The organism is Nocardia beijingensis NBRC 16342 (assembly GCF_001612785.1).
Taxonomy (GTDB): Bacteria; Actinomycetota; Actinomycetes; order Mycobacteriales; family Mycobacteriaceae; genus Nocardia; species Nocardia beijingensis.
In genome coordinates this window covers 410449-425421 of the sequence record NZ_BDBC01000010.1, presented here as the reverse complement: position 1 = coordinate 425421, position 14973 = coordinate 410449, and the positions used below count along the sequence as shown (strand labels likewise).

The following is a 14973-nucleotide window of genomic DNA, read 5'->3' as shown; positions in this document are numbered from 1 at the left end:
TCCGCTCGAAGGCTAGGAAGGCGGGCTGCCCGCGAGCTGGGGCAAACCTGGGAGTGCGCTGTGCGGCCTGGCGGCGCTCGCGCGGATCACACCGTGCTGACCACCTCCGCGTAATCCAGTCGCGGCGAACGCGGGAACCAGGCGTTCGGGCCGGGTTTGCCGATGTTGACCACGACGAGGCCGGTGTGTTCCCCGCCGGGGAAGAAATCCGCGTCCAGGCCCGCGCTGTCGAAGCCGTTCATCGGCCCGGCCGCCAGCCCGGCGGCACGGACGCCGAGGATGAAGTAGCCGATCTGGATCGACGCGTTGAAGCGGGCGGACTCGGCGCGATAGCCGGGGTCGGCGAAGTAGTCCGCGGCCTCCGGAGCGTGCGGGAACACCTTGGGCAGGTGCTGGTGGAAATTCAGGTCGGCGGCCAGGATCGCCGACAGCGGCGCGGCGGCCGTCTTCGGCTTGTTGTTGTCGATCATGTGGCTGACCAGCCGTGCCCGCGCCTCGGGACTGCGCACCAGAACGATCCGCAGCGGCTGCTGGTTCATCGAGGTCGGTCCGTATTTCACCAGTTCGTAGATCTGGCGGATCTGCTCGTCGCTGACCGGTTCGTCGGTGAAGGCGTTCGCCGTGCGGGCCTCGCGGAACAGGAGGTCTTGGGCGTCGGCGGCGAGTGTGAGCAGGGCGGGCTGAACGGAGTTCACGGGTTCTCCTCGAAGGGGTGGTCGGGATCAGTCGTGGACGACGCGCCGCGACCGGGTCAGCAACCCGCCGTCGGCGCGGACGAGCACGTCGTGCACGACGCAGCTCGGCGCGATCTCCGGCTTGCTGTTCGGGCGGATCTTCACCACCAGGCAGTAGGCGGTGGACACGATGGTGCCGTCGTCCTGCGGTTGCAGGTTGATCATGTTGAACCAATGCCTGCGCTGCATCGGGTCGGTTTCGAAGCGCTTGTGGAACTCCACCAGGTCGGCGATGATCCCCGCCCTGGTCCGGGCGGGTGGAATGCCGGGCGTGTGCTCGAATTCCGCGTCCTCGGTGAAAGTCGCGGCATAGCCGGGGATGTCGCGGTTGTCCAGCCGCTGCATCTGCTCGGCGTAGAACTGCTGGACCTCGGCGTACAACTCGGTGCGGCTGGCGACGGTGGTCATGGTTGCTCCTGTGGTCGCGGCGGGGCTCGGCTGCACGCCAGCGTGGTGGACGCCGCTAGAGCCTCGGTTGAGCCGAGGCCCGCGCGCGGTTGACCGGATCTATAGGACGCGGGTCGACCCTGGTGGTCGAGAAGCCCGGCGGGTTCGAAAGTTCGACCGATGGAGGAGTCATGGCGGAAAATCGGCGCGTCGCGCTGGTCACAGGAGCGACCAGCGGAATGGGCCTGGAGATCACCAAAAGCCTGGCGGCCAAGGGCATCGCGGTGCTCCTCTGCGCTCGCGATCAGCAGCGGGTGACCGACACGGTGAAGAGCCTGCAGGACGACGGTTACGAGGTGGACGGCACCGTCTGCGACGTCGCCGACGCCGCGCAGGTCCGCGAGTACGTCGACGCCGGTGTGCGGCGCTACGGCCCGATCGACATCCTGATCAACAACGCGGGCCGCAGCGGCGGCGGCGTCACCGCGCAGGTGCCCGACGAGCTGTGGTTCGACGTGATCAACACCAATCTCAACAGCGTGTTCCTGATGACGAAGGCGGTGCTGAACGCGGGCGGCATGCTCGAACGCGGCAGCGGCCGCATCGTCAACATCGCCTCCACCGGCGGCAAACAAGGCGTGGTGCACGGCGCTCCGTACTCCGCGTCCAAGCACGGCGTGGTCGGCTTCACCAAGGCGCTCGGCCTGGAACTGGCCAAGACCGGGATCACCGTGAACGCCGTGTGCCCCGGCTTCGTGGAGACGCCGATGGCCGAGCGGGTGCGCGAGGTGTATTCCGGGCTGTGGGGCGTCGACACCGACGAGGTGCACGCCCGGGTCAGCGCGCGGGTGCCCATCGGCCGCTATGTGCAGCCGTTCGAGGTGGCGGCGATGGTCGACTATCTGATCGGTCCCGGGGCGGGCGCCGTCACCGCGCAGGCGTTGAACGTCTGTGGCGGGCTGGGCAATTACTGACGAGGAGTGACGGCGATGACCGCAGTGGAGGAAAACGCTCCCGCTACCGGACACGAGGACTATCTGCGTGTGCTGGAAGCGATCCAGTCCGGCGCGTTGCAGTTGCTCGCGGGTTTTCCGCGGCAGCCGAGCGCGCTGCGCTTCCAGGTGGGGGAGGTGACCGTCGAGGCCGAGTGGGCCGAAGCGAGCCCGGTCGGGTCCACCCCGCTCGCGGTGGCCGAGGTGGAAGCCGTCGCCGCGCCGGAGGCGCTCGGCGCGGTCGTGCGCGCTCCCAGCGTCGGCGTGTTCTATCGATCCCCTGAGCCGGGCGCGGACCCGTTCGTGGCGGTCGGCGATCGGGTGAGCGCTGGGCAGCAGGTCGGCATCGTGGAGGCGATGAAGCTGATGATCCCGGTGACCGCCCAGGCAGGCGGCGTGATCACCGGGATACTGAAGGAAGACGGCGAACCGGTTCACTTCGATGAGCCCTTGTTCTCGTATACCGCGGAATGACGGTCGGATTCGGGCGGGCGGCCGCGACGCCAGGTGAGCACCCGGCGTTGTGTCCGCCCGCCGACCTGTGCGGCGCCGTTCAGCGTCAGCACGTCACCGTTCAGCGACATCTGCCGCACCTGCTCGGTCCGCGCCCACGCCGGGTTGGAGCACACGCTGATCGCGTGCACCACCTCCGCGCCGGTGCGCCGCCAGGTGCCCGCGTATCCCATGAACGGGGTGGCTCCCGTGGCTCCGTCCGTGCGCATCATGCTCACGGACATGTAGCCGTGCGCGCCGTAGATCAGCAGGCCGCGCGGGGCGTCGCCGAGCGGTCCCTCGCTGGTGACGCCCTGCTCGTCGATGTCGTAGTAGGACACCAGTTCCCAGGTGCCGACAAGATCGGATGCGTTCATGACACCGACGATGGCGGCCGCCGCTCTAATCACGCTGTAGCCGGTCGGGCGGCGAAGCGGTGACTGATCCGCACCAGCTGCCAGACGACCTCCAGCTCCGCGTGATCGCGCGGCCCGTACACCATCACCAGCGTCCCCGGCAGGTAGCCCTGCCGCGCCATCGGATGCGCCTCCGCCCATCCTCGGGAAACCGCCTGCGCCACGACGTCTTCCGGCAGGCACATGTGCAGGCTGCCGTCTCCGTGCCCGTGCAGGTGGGCGAATTCCGTGCCGGCGAGGTACGCCGCACGCGGCCCTCGGGCGATCCCCGGTCGCAGGTGCAGCGCCCGGGTGTCGGGCAGGGAGACGCCGCTGCGGCCGAGCAGGACGCCGTCGAGCGTGGTCATCCGCGACCACAGCTCCTCTTGCAGCTCGGGCGGCGCGATCTGGTCGAGCTGCTGGTGTGGGTTGTGCTCCCGGGTGCGCGGCCGCTCGCCGGAGCGGCGCGGCAGGTCGAGGCGGCCGTCCACTGTTGTCGTCATGACTGTGCTCCCTTCGGTTTTCGCGTACTCGCGACCCCTGGGAAACACATTACTTTCCAAAGTATAGTAGTAACCAAGGGGAAAGTGACTTACCAGGAGGACGTATGTCAGCCGTGCCGGAGCCCGTCGATCCTTGTCCGATCACGCCCGTCATCGACCTGGTGTTCGGTCGCTGGTCCACGCAGGTGCTGTGGGTGCTCACCCACGACGGCACGCTGCGCTTCACCGAACTGCAACAGCGCATCCCCGGCCTGACTCCGAAGGTCCTCACCCAGCGCCTGCGTCAGCTCGAACGCGACGGCCTGGTCGCGCGCACCTATCACCAGGAGGTCCCGCCGCGCGTCGAATACGAGGCGACCCCGCTGGCCAGAACGCTCACCCCGGTGTTCGGCAGCATCGTGGCCTGGTCTTCCGAACACCTCGGCGAGGTCCTCGCGGCGCGCGCCGAATATGACGCGGGGGAGCGAGTGAGCTGATCCGTGGCCCCGGCCCATTCCGGTCCGTCGAACCGGCAGAGGCTGCGACTGCGTCCCGACCCTCGCCGAGACGAGGGTCGGGCACGGTCTCGTGACTGCGCGTGGTCAGCGGGCGGATGCCGGTCGCGGCGCCACCGTGAGCAGGATTTCGGCCAGTTCGCGAGGCATCGTGATCATGCAGTCGTGCCCGGTGGGGAGGACGTGCAGGCGATCGGCGGGCAGATCGGCGGGTGGCAGGGTGCGGGGCATGGCGGCGCGCATGGCTTTGAAGTCGTCGCCGCCTTCGCTGCAATGGACGTGCCGCACCGGAATGGCCGCCAGCGCAACGGGATTCGTCAGCGTCATCGGCTGCTGAAAGGTCTTCAGCGATTGCGGCGTCTGCATGGACGCCAGCCAGCTGATATCGGGTTCCTCGGTGACGCCGTACAGGCCGCCGTCGCCGGTCGGCTCGGTCTGCGGCGGCACCAGCCAGCCGTCCCCGGCCGCGGCCGCCGCGGCGGCGAAGGCGTCGACCATGCCCGGCATGATGTCGGCCACCGCCTCGCCGTCGCGGGGCACGAAGGTGTCGATGTAGACCAGTTCGGCGATGCGATCCGGCACGGCGTCGGCCAGCGCGGTGACGACGATGCCCGCGTAGCTGTGACCCACCAGGACGATCTCGGACAGATCCTCGACGGTGACCAGGTCGATTAGATCCTGGACGTGGGTGTCGAGGCCGACATCCGCGGTTAGCAGGTCGGCGCGGTCGCCCAGACCGACCAGCGACGGGGCCAGGACACGATGCCCCGCGTCCTCCAGCAGCGGAGTCACCCGCTGCCAGACCCAACCGCCGTGGAAGGCGCCGTGGATGAGCAAGTAGGTCGACACGATCAGTTCTCCCTGAGTCTCGTCAGTGCGGTGACGGTTCCGGTCGCGGGCGGCACCGGCTCGGGCCGGATGCCGAGGCCGATCACGCGGGCCACCAGCCGGGGCAGGCGCGGAAAACGCCGCAGCAGGCGGACCAGCAGCGGATTATCGGTTCCTGGCCGTCCCGCGCTGGGGTAGAGGTCGGCCAGCAAGTGCAGCTGCGCGAATTGCACTACCCGCATAGGCAATTCGCGGCGGCGCTGGATGGTGCGCAGCTGGGCCGTCGACGGGGTCGCGCCCGCGGCGAGAACGGGTGCCAGCAAGCGGGCGGTCGCGATGGCATCTTGTACCGCGAGATTGATGCCGACCCCGCCCGCAGGGGACATCGCGTGCGCCGCGTCCCCGATCGCCACCAGCCCGGGGCGGTACCAGCGGCGCAGCCGGTCCACCCGCACGTCGAGCGGTTTCACGTCGTCCCAGTCCAGGATCTCCGCGTCCAGCCGCGGCGCGAGCACGGGATAGATGGCCGCCAGATCCGCACGGAACCGCGCCAGCCCCGCCGCCCGGATCGTCGCGAACCCGCCCTTCGGGATCATGTACGCGACCTGCAAATAGTCGCCGCGATCGATGCAGACGATGAAGAAGCCCTTCCCGCTGCGCACCGTGGGCAGGCGCTCGCCCTCCGGCTTGCCGACCCGGAACCAGAGCACGTCCATGGGCGCCGCGCTGGCGGCGACCTCGAGCAGCCCGGACCGGCGCACGATCGAATGCCGCCCGTCGGCCGCTATCACCAGATCCGCGGCGACCTCCAGCGGGCCGTCGGCGGTCTCGGCGCGGACGCCGGTCACCGCGCCGTCGCGCAGCACCAGCTCGGTGACCTCCGCTTCCTGCACCAGCCGGAAACCGGGATAGCGGCGACCGGCCTCGGCGAGGAAGTTCAGCACGTCCCACTGCGGCATGAAGGCCACGAACGGGAACGGCCCTGGCAGCGCACTGAAATCGGCGAACACCACCGGCCCGGTGGCGGTCGCCATCGGCAGCTGGGGCAGCTCGACGTGCGGCAGCGCGAGGAACTCTTCGGCCAGGCCCAGTTCGTTCATCGCGAGCAGTGTCGAGGTATGCACGGTGTCGCCCCGGAAATCCCGCAGGAAGTCCGGATGCTTCTCCAGCACGAGCACCTCCACGCCGGAACGCGCCAGCAGCAGACCGGTCATCAGACCGGCCGGACCGCCGCCGATCACGCACACCCGCACCGACGCGGTGCTCACGCCAGGCATGCCGGCACCTGCCCGCCGTTGTAGAGCACCATCTCGTCGAAGATCGCCAGGACATCCAGCGGCTCCCCGGGCTCGCCGCCGGACAGTTCCGCGTCCGCGCGATACAGATTGCCGACCAACCGCTCCTGATCCACCAGGTCGGCGAACTCGCCGTGGTCGGCCTCCAGCGCAATCGCCAGCGGCGACAGTCCGAGTGCGCGTCCCTCCACGGCCAGGTCCTGCACCCAGCGCAGGTAGCGCAGCGTCTGGTCGAAGATCTCCGGCCCGGTGACCGGTCCGTGCCCGGCGACGACCGTCTCCGCGCCCAGCGCGGCCAGCCGCCGTACGGCGGTGATCGACCCGCTGACCGACCCCATCAGGCAGAACGGCGCCGCGCCCGACATCACCAGATCCCCGGCGAACAACACGCGTTCCTCTGGCAGCCACGCCACCACGTCGTTGGTGGTGTGCGCGGCCGTGCCGAAGTGGAGCAGCTCCACCCGGCGCTCGCCCTGGTGCAGGGTCAGGTGATAGCCGAACGTGATGCTGGGCAACGTGACCCGCACATCGCCCCATTCGACCTCCGGCCACAGCTTCGTCAGCGCAAGGCCGGTCTCGATCATCTCCGGCCGGATCCGGTCGTGGCCGACGACGACCGCGGCCGGTCCGAACAGGTGGTTGCCGAAGTTGTGGTCGCCGTGGTGGTGGGTGTTCACGATGGTGCGGGCCGGGCCGGCGCCGAGCCCGTCGACGAACTCGACGAGCGCCCGGGTACGCCCCTCCGTCGCCAGCGTGTCGATCACCACAGCGCCGTCCGGCCCGGTCAGCACACCGGCATTGCTGACGCACCAGCCGCCGCGGCTGTGGGTGTAGGCGTAGACGCCGTCGGCGATCTCGTGCACCTGCGGGGTCGCCGTCGTCTCGGTGGCGGTCATGTCGGCGACTTCGTCGACGCGGCATGGCGTTCCGCGCACCGCAACGTGTTGCGGCTGTTGCTGGAAAGCGCCTCGGTGAGGTACGCGCCCGCGTCGGCGAGATCGGTATTCGCACCGAGGATCTCCCGCGCGGCCACGGGATCGATCGCGACCGTGTGCCGGGCGGTCACCACCGCGCCGTCGGGCCCGTCGGCGAACTCCCATGCGCCGCTGTGGCCGAACAGGATCGCGGGCGGCACCAGCTGCTTGTAGTCGATCCGTTCGCCCGGAACGCACACCCGGATCGACTTGGTGGTGTGCGGGATACCGCCCGCGGTCACCGTGTCCATCTCCATCAGTTGCACGCCGTCGGCGTCCTCGGTGAGTTCGACGCGGCCGACGTGCGGCACCTGCTCGGGCCAGCGTTCGCTGTGGTAGACGAAGTCGTATGCCTCGGAGGCCGAGCAGTCCAGCGTCACCGTGTCCTCGAAGGTGCGCACCACTTCGTCGACCGGGTGTCCGATCTCGGCGATGCGGGCCAAGGCCGCGAGCTCGGACACGCTGTTGCGATCCACCGCCGCGGCGACCTGCGCGGCATCGGCCCCGTCCACCACCGTGAAGTGGTGGTCCAAGACGACTTTCGTGGTGCCCGCACCGAGCTCGCGGAACGACCAGCCGCCACCCATCGACGCGATCGGCGCCTGGCTGCGCTCCTGCTCGAAGGCGATGCGGCGCTGTCCGGCGTCCAGCACCCGCCGCGACGTCCAGTTCCGCACCGCGCCGCCGACGGTCGCCCACAGCCGGAAACGTTCCTCGTCCGGCCCGCGGTGCAGATGGCGCACCAGCACGCTCGGCTCGAAGATCACCGGCCACCTGGTGACGTCGGCGACCAGGTCGTAGACGACGTCCGGGGCGGCCTGCACCACCCTGGAGTGGGACATCACTTCCGCGTTCACGCCGCACCCCGTAGTTGGGCGTTCACGATGTCGACCAGCTCCTGTGGCGTCTTGACCTCGACGAGCTGTTCCTCCGGGATGGTCACGCCGAAGTCGCGCTGGATCCGCGCCGCGGTCTCGATGAGCGCGAGCGAGTCGTAGCCCAGCTCCTCGAATTCGACGGCGGCGATGTCGCCGCCGAGTTCGGCGAGGTCCTCCCCGCCCGCGCAGTCCACCAGGATGCGGCGTAGTTCGGTGATGGTCATGGTCATGATTCGCTCCTCGGCAGATCTCGATCGGATACGGCGCGCACGACGACCGCGGAGTTGAAACCCCAGCGCCCGCGTGCCAGGACGAGCGCGCCGCCGACGGTGGCGGAGCGCGGGGCGCCGAGAACCAGATCGATCCGGCAGTCCTCGGCGAGGGTGGTGGTGTGCGCGGTCGGCGGGATCACCGAGTCGCGCATCGCCAGCAGCGCGGTGACGACGTCGAGCGGACCCGCGCCGGAGAACAGGCGCCCGGTCAGCGGTTTCGACGCGGTGACCGGAACGCCGTCCGGCCCGAACAGCGCCTCGATGGCGGCGGCCTCGTCGCGGTCGCGATCGGGTATGCCGGAGGCGTCGGCGAACACCACGTCGATGTCGCCGGGTGTCATCCCGGCGTCGGCCAGCGCGAGCTCGGCGGCGCGGCGCAGGCCCGACGGTCGGCCGGAAGCGGGCGGCGGGTCGAAAGTCGAGGCGTATCCGGCGATTTCACCGTGCACCTTCGGCACGCCACGAGCCCGCGCCGCGGCGGCGTCCTCGACCACCAGCATCGCGCCGCCTTCACCGGGCACGTACCCGGCGGCGCTGACGTCGAACGGCAGATACGCGCGCTCGGGGTCGGTCGCGGTGCTCACTCCACCGCTGGACAGATGCGAGGCCCACCCCCACGGATCGAGCGCCGAATCGACGCCGCCGGTGACCACCAGCGGCGTCCCGCGCCGGACGGTGCGCCGCGCGTGACCGATCGCGTCCAGTCCGCCCGCCTGCTCGGCGACCAGGGCGCTGCTCGGTCCGCGCATGCCGTGCCGGATGGAGATCTGTCCGGTGTTGACCGCGTAGAACCACGCGAACGACTCGTACACGCTGACGTGCTCGGAGCCGAGCGACCACAGCTTGTTGAACTCCCGATGGGTGAATTCAAAGCCACCGGAAGCGTTCCCGGTGACCACGCCCATGTCGTAGTCGGTCATCGCCGCCGTGTCGACCTTCGCGTCGTCCAGCGCCCACTGCGCGGCGACCAGCGCCATCCGGGTCGAGACGTCCGTCTGCGGCAGCAGCCGGCTCGGCAGGTGCGCCCCGGCGTCGAAATCGGCCACCTGGCCCGCAAGGCGCGCCGCCGAGCGGCTGGCGTCGAACCGGGTGAGCGGCGCGATCCCGCCGCGCCCGGCCAGCACGGCGTCCCAGAAACGCTCCACACCGGTGCCGTTCGGCGCGAGCACACCCATTCCGGTCACGAGGATCATGCCGCCACCGCCTCCGCCTTGCGCAGCACCATGGCGCTCTGGAAGCCGCCGAACCCGCTGCCGACGGTGAGCACGGTGTCCATCCGGTGGTCGCGGGCGACCAGCGGCACGTAGTCCAGATCGCATTCGGGGTCGGGTTCGTGCAGGTTCGCCGTCGGCGGCACCACCTGGTATTCCAGCGCGAGCAGCGAGGCGGCGATCTCCACCGAGCCGATCGCGCCGAGCGAATGCCCGACCATCGACTTGATCGAGCTCATCGGCGTGGCGTAGGCGTGCGCGCCGAGGCTGCGCTTCACCGCCGCGGTTTCGTGGCGGTCGTTCTGCCTGGTGCCGGAGCCGTGCGCGTTGATGTAGTGCACGGCGGTGGGGTCGATCCTGGATTCGTCGAGCGCGACCCGGATCGCCTCGGCCATCTCGCGACCGTCGGCTTTGAGTCCCGTCATGTGATAGGCGTTGCACCGGGTCGCGTAGCCGGAGATCTCGGCGTAGATGTGCGCGCCGCGCCTGCGCGCGCTCTCGTACTCCTCCAGCACGAACATCGCCGCGCCCTCGGCGAGCACGAACCCGTTGCGCGAGTTGTCGAACGGCCGCGAGGCCACCTCCGCCTCGTCGTTGCGCGGCGTGGTCGCTTTGATCGCGTCGAAGCAGGCCACCACGATCGGTGTGATGGGCGTGTCCGACGCGCCCGCCACCATGACGTCGGCCGACCCCTCGCGGATCAGCTGCACCGCGTGGCCCACCGAGTCCAGTCCCGACGTGCATCCGTTGGAGACCATCGCCACCGGTCCTTCGGCGCCGACGCTCCAGGCCACTTCGGCGGGCATCACGCTGGGGATCATGTAGTCGAACATGTGCGGGGAGAGATACGTCTCGTCGACCAGCCAGTTCTTTCCGGAGTCCGACAGCACCAGGTATTCGCGCTCCAGGCTGGTGGCCGCGGCGACCGCGCTGCCGAGGCTCACGCCGAGCCGGTGCGGATCGACCGCGGCGAGGTCGAGCCCGCTGTCGGCCACCGCCTCCCGCGCGCAGACCACGGCGAACTGCACCGCCCGGTCCATGCGCCGGATCTCTCTGGGGGACAACCCCTCCCGCACCGGATCGAAGTCCGCTTCACCGGCCACCTGGGACCGGTACGGCGAGGCGTCGAAGAACGAGATCCGGCGCGTCGCGGTGCGGCCTTCCGACAGCAGCTTCCAGAACTCGTCCTTGCCCGACCCGCCGGGCGCGCGGACGCCGAGCCCGGTGACGACGACGCGGCGGCTCATCGCGGACCACCGGATGCATTGCGGTTCATGGCGTTCTCCCTTCGATGGTGCGATCGAGCATCGGCGACGGCCCTCGAACCTCGCTCGAGCGAACGAGTCGAGCTGTTCTCGAGCGGCGCGCGGCAGGCTGTCGCTGTGATCACCCGGCCGCCGCCGCCCGGACCGATCACCCGTTCCCGAGCACAGGAGACACGCGTGATGAAGTCAGCACACGGCCCGGACGGCGCCGCGGACTGGGTGCTCTGCCCGGCATGCCTGATCCCGCTGTACGGCAAGCGGTTCGCCCGCGACCTCGGCGTCTGCGGCGAATGCGGCAGGCACACGCCGATCACCGCGCGGCAGCGCATCGAGCAGCTCGCCGACGACGGGCGCTTCGAGCCGCTGCCGATCGCCGCCACCGACGAGGACCCGCTGACCTTCACCGACACCAAGCCCTATCCCGACCGGCTGGCCGCCGCGCGCGCCCGCACCGGCATGCACGACGCGGTGCTCTGCGCGCTGGCCGCGATCGAGGGCAAGCCGGTGGTGATCGCCGCGATGGACTTCCGCTTCCTGGGCGGCAGCCTCGGCACCGCCGTCGGCGAGATGATCACCGCAGCCGCGGAAACCGCTCTGGCCCGGCGTCTTCCGCTGATCATCGTCACGGCGTCGGGCGGAGCCAGGATGCAGGAGGGCCCGCTGGCGCTGATGCAGATGGCCAAGACCAGCGCGGCGCTGGAACAACTGGACCGGGCGGGCATCCTCACCGTCACCCTGATCACCGACCCCACCTACGGCGGCGTCGCGGCCTCCTTCGCGACCCTGTCCGACGTGCTGATCGCCGAACCGGGCGCCCGGCTCGGGTTCGCCGGGCGGCGCGTGATCGAGCAGACCATCCGCCAGGAGTTGCCGCCGAAGTTCCAGACCGCCGAATTCCTGCTGGAACGCGGGCTCATCGACTTGATCGTCCCGCGTGCGGGCCTGCGCCAGGCGCTCGGCGCGCTGCTGCGGGCCGCGGGCCCGGTCGATCCCGCCGAGACCTTCGTCCCCGCCGACGCGGGAACGATCACCGATCCGGCTCGCGTTCCGCCGGCCGATCCCTGGACGCAAGTGCGCCGGGCTCGGTCCCCGCGGCGGCCCACCACGCTGGACTACTTCGCCCTCGCCTTCGACGAATTCCGTGAGCTGCGCGGCGACCGGATCTCCGGCGACTGCGCTGCGGTGGTCGGCGGAACGGCGTGGCTCGGCGGGCGGCCGGTCATGGTGATCGGCCACCAGAAGGGACACGAGCCCAAGGAGTTGATGGAACGCAACTTCGGCATGCCGACCCCGGCCGGCTATCGCAAGGCGGCGCGGCTGATGCGGCTGGCGGAGAAGCTCGGGCTGCCCGTCATCACCTTGATCGACACGCCCGGCGCGTATCCGGGCGCCACCGCCGAGGAACAGGGGCAGGCGATCGTCATCGCGGAGAACATCCGGCTGATGTCGGCGCTGCGGGTACCGGTGATCAGTGTGGTGATCGGCGAAGGCGGCAGCGGAGGAGCCCTGGCGCTCGGTGTCGCCAACCGGGTGCTGATGTTCGCGAACGGCACGTACTCGGTGATCAGCCCGGAGGGCTGCGCGGCGATCGTGTGGAACGATCCCGCCGCCGCGCCCCAGGCCGCCGCCGCGCTGTCGCTGACCGCGAAGGACCTGCTGCGCCTCGGGGTGGTGGACGCGGTGCTGCCCGAGCCGGACGACGACGTGGGCGCGGCGCCGGTCGCCGCGGCCGAACAGCTGCGCCGCGCCTTGGCCGCGACCCTCGGCGAGCTCGCCGGTCGGGGTGGCGCGGAGCTGGCCGACGAGCGCCGCGCCCGGTTCCGGCGCTTCGGCGCGCGGCAGCAGGTCCTGGTCCGGTCGGTCGCGTAGGAGTGACGTCATGTTCGAGAAGGTCCTGATCGCCAATCGCGGCGAGATCGCGCTTCGCGTCGCGCGCACCTGCCGCGAACTGGGCGTGCGCACCGTGGCGGTGCACTCGGTGGCCGACGCCGAGTCGGCGGTGGTGCGTTTCGCCGACGAGGCGGTGCAGATCGGTGCGTCCGCGGCCAAGCGCAGTTATCTGAACGCCGCGGCGATCCTGGCCGCGGCCGAACTCACCGGCGCGGACGCGATCCATCCCGGCTACGGATTCCTTTCCGAGTCACCGGATTTCGCCGATGCCTGCCGGGCCGCTGGCAGAACGCTGATCGGGCCGCCCGCCGACGTGATGGCCCAGCTCGGCGACAAGCAGTCGGCGCGCACGCTGATGGCGAAGGCCGGGCTGCCACTTCTGCCGGGCAGCCTCGATCCGCTCGAACCCGACGAGGCGCACGCGCTCGCGGATTCGATCGGCTATCCGGTGATCGTCAAAGCGGCCGCGGGCGGAGGCGGGCGCGGCATGCGGGTCGTGCACGAGAGCGCGGCGTTCCCTGGCGCTTATCAGGAGACCAGGGCGACGGCGCGGATGCTGTTCGGTGACAGCCGGGTGTATGTGGAGAAGTACCTCGCCGCGGCCAGGCACGTCGAGATCCAGGTGCTGTGCGACGCCTACGGCAACGGCGTGCACCTGGGTGAACGCGACTGCTCGGTGCAGCGCAGGCACCAGAAATTGATCGAGGAATCCCCGGCGCCGATGCTGCCGGATGGCCTCGCCGAACGAATGGGGGAGTCCGCCGTACACGGTGTGCTGGAGGCGGGGTACACCGGCGCGGGAACGGTGGAATTCCTGGTCGATCGGGACGGCAATTACTATTTCATGGAGGTGAACTGCCGAATTCAGGTGGAACACCCGGTGACCGAAATGGTCACCGGTATGGACCTCGTCGCCGAGCAGATTCGGGTCGCCGCCGGAGAACCGCTCGGCATCGCGCAAGAGGACATCGTTCTGCGTGGCGCGGCGATCGAATGCCGGATCAATGCCGAAGACCCTGCGGCGGAATTCGCGCCGGCCCCCGGAATTCTGGCGGAATTCACGCCGCCCGGCGGTCCGTTCGTCCGTGTCGACACGCATGCGCACGCCGGTTATCCGATACCTCCGCACTATGATTCGCTGCTGGCCAAATTGGTGGTGTGGGCGCCGGACCGCGACCGGGCGCTGGCCAGGATGCGCCGGGCCCTGGCGGAATTCCGGATCTCGGGCGCCCGCGTCGCGACCACGCGGGATTTCCTGTACGAGGTGCTCGACCATCCGGCCATGCGCGCCGCCACGCACACCACCGGGTTGGTGGACGAACTCCTCGGACGGGAATGAGCGCGCCCGACGGTGACCCGGTCGCGGGTGCGCGAGCGTGGCCGGGCTCGGTCTCGGCCGCGTCAGGCGGGCTCGGCGGCGGCGCTGAACTCGGGGGAGTACCAGCCGATCAGGTAACCGGCGTGGCGGCTGTTGAGCATCGCGCTCACCGAGTCGTCGGAGGCGGCCAGGATGTCCTGGTGCAGCTTCCTCAGCTTCTGGCACGGGTCGAGCCCGAGCTCGTCCTGCATGGACCGGCTGAACTGCTGATAGGAGGCCAGGGCGCGGGCACGCTGTCCCGAGCGGCACAGGGCGAACATGTAGTACGCCTGCAACCGCTCGTGCAGCGGATGCTGCATGGTCAACCGCGCCAGATCGGGGCAGACCTCGCGGTGCCTGCCCAGCCGCAATTCCGCCTCCACCCGCAGTTCGATATTGGTCAGCCGCAGGTGGTCCAGATGCGAGATCTCGGCGGCGAGCGGGATGCCGCCCTCCACGTCCACCAGCGCCGGACCGCTCCACAGCGCTTCCGCGGCGCTGAACAGGTCCACCGCGCGCTCGTCGTCGCCGGTCTTGGCGGCGCAGCGGGCGGCGGCGGACATGGACTGATAGTCGCGCAGGTCGAACACGCAGTCCTGCACGTCGAAGGAGTAGCCCTTGCTGCGCGTGCGCAAAAAGCGTTCGGCCACCTCGGCCTGCCCGATCCCGAGCTGCTCCGCCATCTTCTTACGAATTCCGAGCACATAAGTCTGCACGACCGTCACCGCGCTGCGCGGCGGATCGTCGTTCCACAGTTCTTCGATCAGGGTCGTCACCGGGACGACGGTGTCGTGCCGAACCAACAGTAATGCCAGCAACTGCCGCTGCTTCTGAGCGGTCGGCGTCGCGTTGTGATTGTTCAGGGCGAGCGTCAACGGACCTAGCACGCGAGCGCATACCGGATACTTCATTGGGAACTCTCCTACGGGCGAATTTCCCCCCGACCGACGTGAGATTCTCGATTGCCACCGCGTTGTAGGCTCCGTCCACAGTAGCGAGAAACCCG

At 69.8% G+C, this 14973-nt stretch carries 17 protein-coding genes; 5 read left to right on the top strand and 12 right to left on the bottom strand.

The genetic code is table 11. The annotated features are described in order from the left end of the window. Positions 1 to 86: 86 nt before the first annotated feature. Both NB3_RS07200 and NB3_RS07195 read right to left on the bottom strand, forming a co-directional pair. On the bottom strand, positions 87 to 695 hold the full coding sequence (locus NB3_RS07200) for a malonic semialdehyde reductase (protein WP_067798267.1): 609 nt from the start codon (positions 693 to 695) through the stop codon (positions 87 to 89). Positions 696 to 722: 27 nt separating this feature from the next. Beyond that, the gene (locus tag NB3_RS07195) at positions 723 to 1142 is read right to left on the bottom strand and encodes a nuclear transport factor 2 family protein (RefSeq protein WP_067798264.1); all 420 of its coding nucleotides are present in this window, start codon (positions 1140 to 1142) and stop codon (positions 723 to 725) included. A 170-nt stretch (positions 1143 to 1312) separates the two neighbouring features. Between NB3_RS07195 and NB3_RS07190 the strand changes: the two genes are divergently transcribed. Together NB3_RS07190 and NB3_RS07185 are read left to right on the top strand one after the other, a co-directional pair. After that, a complete protein-coding gene (locus tag NB3_RS07190) occupies positions 1313 to 2095 on the top strand; it encodes an SDR family NAD(P)-dependent oxidoreductase (RefSeq protein ID WP_067798261.1) in 783 nt (260 codons plus the stop codon). Positions 2096 to 2110: 15 nt separating this feature from the next. Then, complete coding sequence (locus NB3_RS07185; RefSeq protein ID WP_067798529.1) at positions 2111 to 2587, top strand: acetyl-CoA carboxylase biotin carboxyl carrier protein; 477 nt, start codon at positions 2111 to 2113, stop codon at positions 2585 to 2587. Here the strand turns inward: NB3_RS07185 and NB3_RS07180 are convergent. Continuing rightward, positions 2548 to 2982, bottom strand: a complete 435-nt coding sequence (locus NB3_RS07180) for a lipocalin-like domain-containing protein (RefSeq protein ID WP_084485893.1) — start codon at positions 2980 to 2982, stop codon at positions 2548 to 2550. The genes NB3_RS07185 and NB3_RS07180 overlap by 40 nt on opposite strands. Positions 2983 to 3011: 29 nt before the next feature. Further along, positions 3012 to 3503 (bottom strand): luciferase domain-containing protein, encoded by a 492-nt coding sequence (locus NB3_RS07175; RefSeq protein ID WP_067798258.1) that lies wholly within the window; start codon positions 3501 to 3503, stop codon positions 3012 to 3014. Between the two features lie 104 nt (positions 3504 to 3607). Here NB3_RS07175 and NB3_RS07170 point away from each other — a divergent pair, with 104 nt between their 5' ends. Next, complete coding sequence (locus NB3_RS07170; RefSeq protein ID WP_067798255.1) at positions 3608 to 3979, top strand: winged helix-turn-helix transcriptional regulator; 372 nt, start codon at positions 3608 to 3610, stop codon at positions 3977 to 3979. 105 nt (positions 3980 to 4084) lie between these two features. On the opposite strand, the gene NB3_RS07165 is transcribed toward NB3_RS07170, so the two are convergent. From NB3_RS07165 to NB3_RS07135, 7 genes are read right to left on the bottom strand one after another with little or no spacing between them, the layout of a single operon-like run. Continuing rightward, complete coding sequence (locus NB3_RS07165) at positions 4085 to 4846, bottom strand: alpha/beta fold hydrolase (protein ID WP_067798252.1); 762 nt, start codon at positions 4844 to 4846, stop codon at positions 4085 to 4087. A gap of 2 nt (positions 4847 to 4848) precedes the next feature. Further along, positions 4849 to 6102 (bottom strand): FAD-dependent oxidoreductase, encoded by a 1254-nt coding sequence (locus NB3_RS07160; RefSeq protein WP_067798249.1) that lies wholly within the window; start codon positions 6100 to 6102, stop codon positions 4849 to 4851. After that, on the bottom strand, positions 6090 to 7016 hold the full coding sequence (locus NB3_RS07155) for an MBL fold metallo-hydrolase (protein WP_067798246.1): 927 nt from the start codon (positions 7014 to 7016) through the stop codon (positions 6090 to 6092). Before NB3_RS07155 ends, NB3_RS07160 begins: the two co-directional genes overlap by 13 nt. Continuing rightward, positions 7013 to 7951 (bottom strand): aromatase/cyclase, encoded by a 939-nt coding sequence (locus NB3_RS07150; RefSeq protein ID WP_218020538.1) that lies wholly within the window; start codon positions 7949 to 7951, stop codon positions 7013 to 7015. Before NB3_RS07150 ends, NB3_RS07155 begins: the two co-directional genes overlap by 4 nt. Then, positions 7948 to 8202 carry an acyl carrier protein gene (locus NB3_RS07145; RefSeq protein WP_218020537.1) on the bottom strand — a complete coding sequence of 85 codons (255 nt, stop codon included), beginning with the start codon at positions 8200 to 8202 and terminating at the stop codon, positions 7948 to 7950. The genes NB3_RS07150 and NB3_RS07145 overlap by 4 nt, the downstream gene beginning before the upstream one ends. Further along, positions 8199 to 9437, bottom strand: a complete 1239-nt coding sequence (locus NB3_RS07140) for a ketosynthase chain-length factor (RefSeq protein ID WP_067798240.1) — start codon at positions 9435 to 9437, stop codon at positions 8199 to 8201. Before NB3_RS07140 ends, NB3_RS07145 begins: the two co-directional genes overlap by 4 nt. Then, positions 9434 to 10702, bottom strand: a complete 1269-nt coding sequence (locus NB3_RS07135) for a beta-ketoacyl-[acyl-carrier-protein] synthase family protein (RefSeq protein WP_067798236.1) — start codon at positions 10700 to 10702, stop codon at positions 9434 to 9436. Before NB3_RS07135 ends, NB3_RS07140 begins: the two co-directional genes overlap by 4 nt. A gap of 198 nt (positions 10703 to 10900) precedes the next feature. Here NB3_RS07135 and accA point away from each other — a divergent pair, with 198 nt between their 5' ends. Together accA and NB3_RS07125 are read left to right on the top strand one after the other, a co-directional pair. Further along, positions 10901 to 12589, top strand: coding sequence for an acetyl-CoA carboxylase carboxyl transferase subunit alpha (gene accA / locus NB3_RS07130; protein WP_067798233.1), 1689 nt, complete (start codon positions 10901 to 10903; stop codon positions 12587 to 12589). A gap of 10 nt (positions 12590 to 12599) precedes the next feature. Further along, positions 12600 to 13949 (top strand): acetyl-CoA carboxylase biotin carboxylase subunit, encoded by a 1350-nt coding sequence (locus NB3_RS07125; protein WP_067798230.1) that lies wholly within the window; start codon positions 12600 to 12602, stop codon positions 13947 to 13949. Positions 13950 to 14011: 62 nt separating this feature from the next. Here the strand turns inward: NB3_RS07125 and NB3_RS07120 are convergent, their stop codons facing one another. Next, positions 14012 to 14878: an AfsR/SARP family transcriptional regulator gene (locus tag NB3_RS07120; protein ID WP_084485891.1), complete on the bottom strand. Its 867-nt coding sequence runs from the start codon at positions 14876 to 14878 to the stop codon at positions 14012 to 14014. Positions 14879 to 14973: the final 95 nt, after the last annotated feature.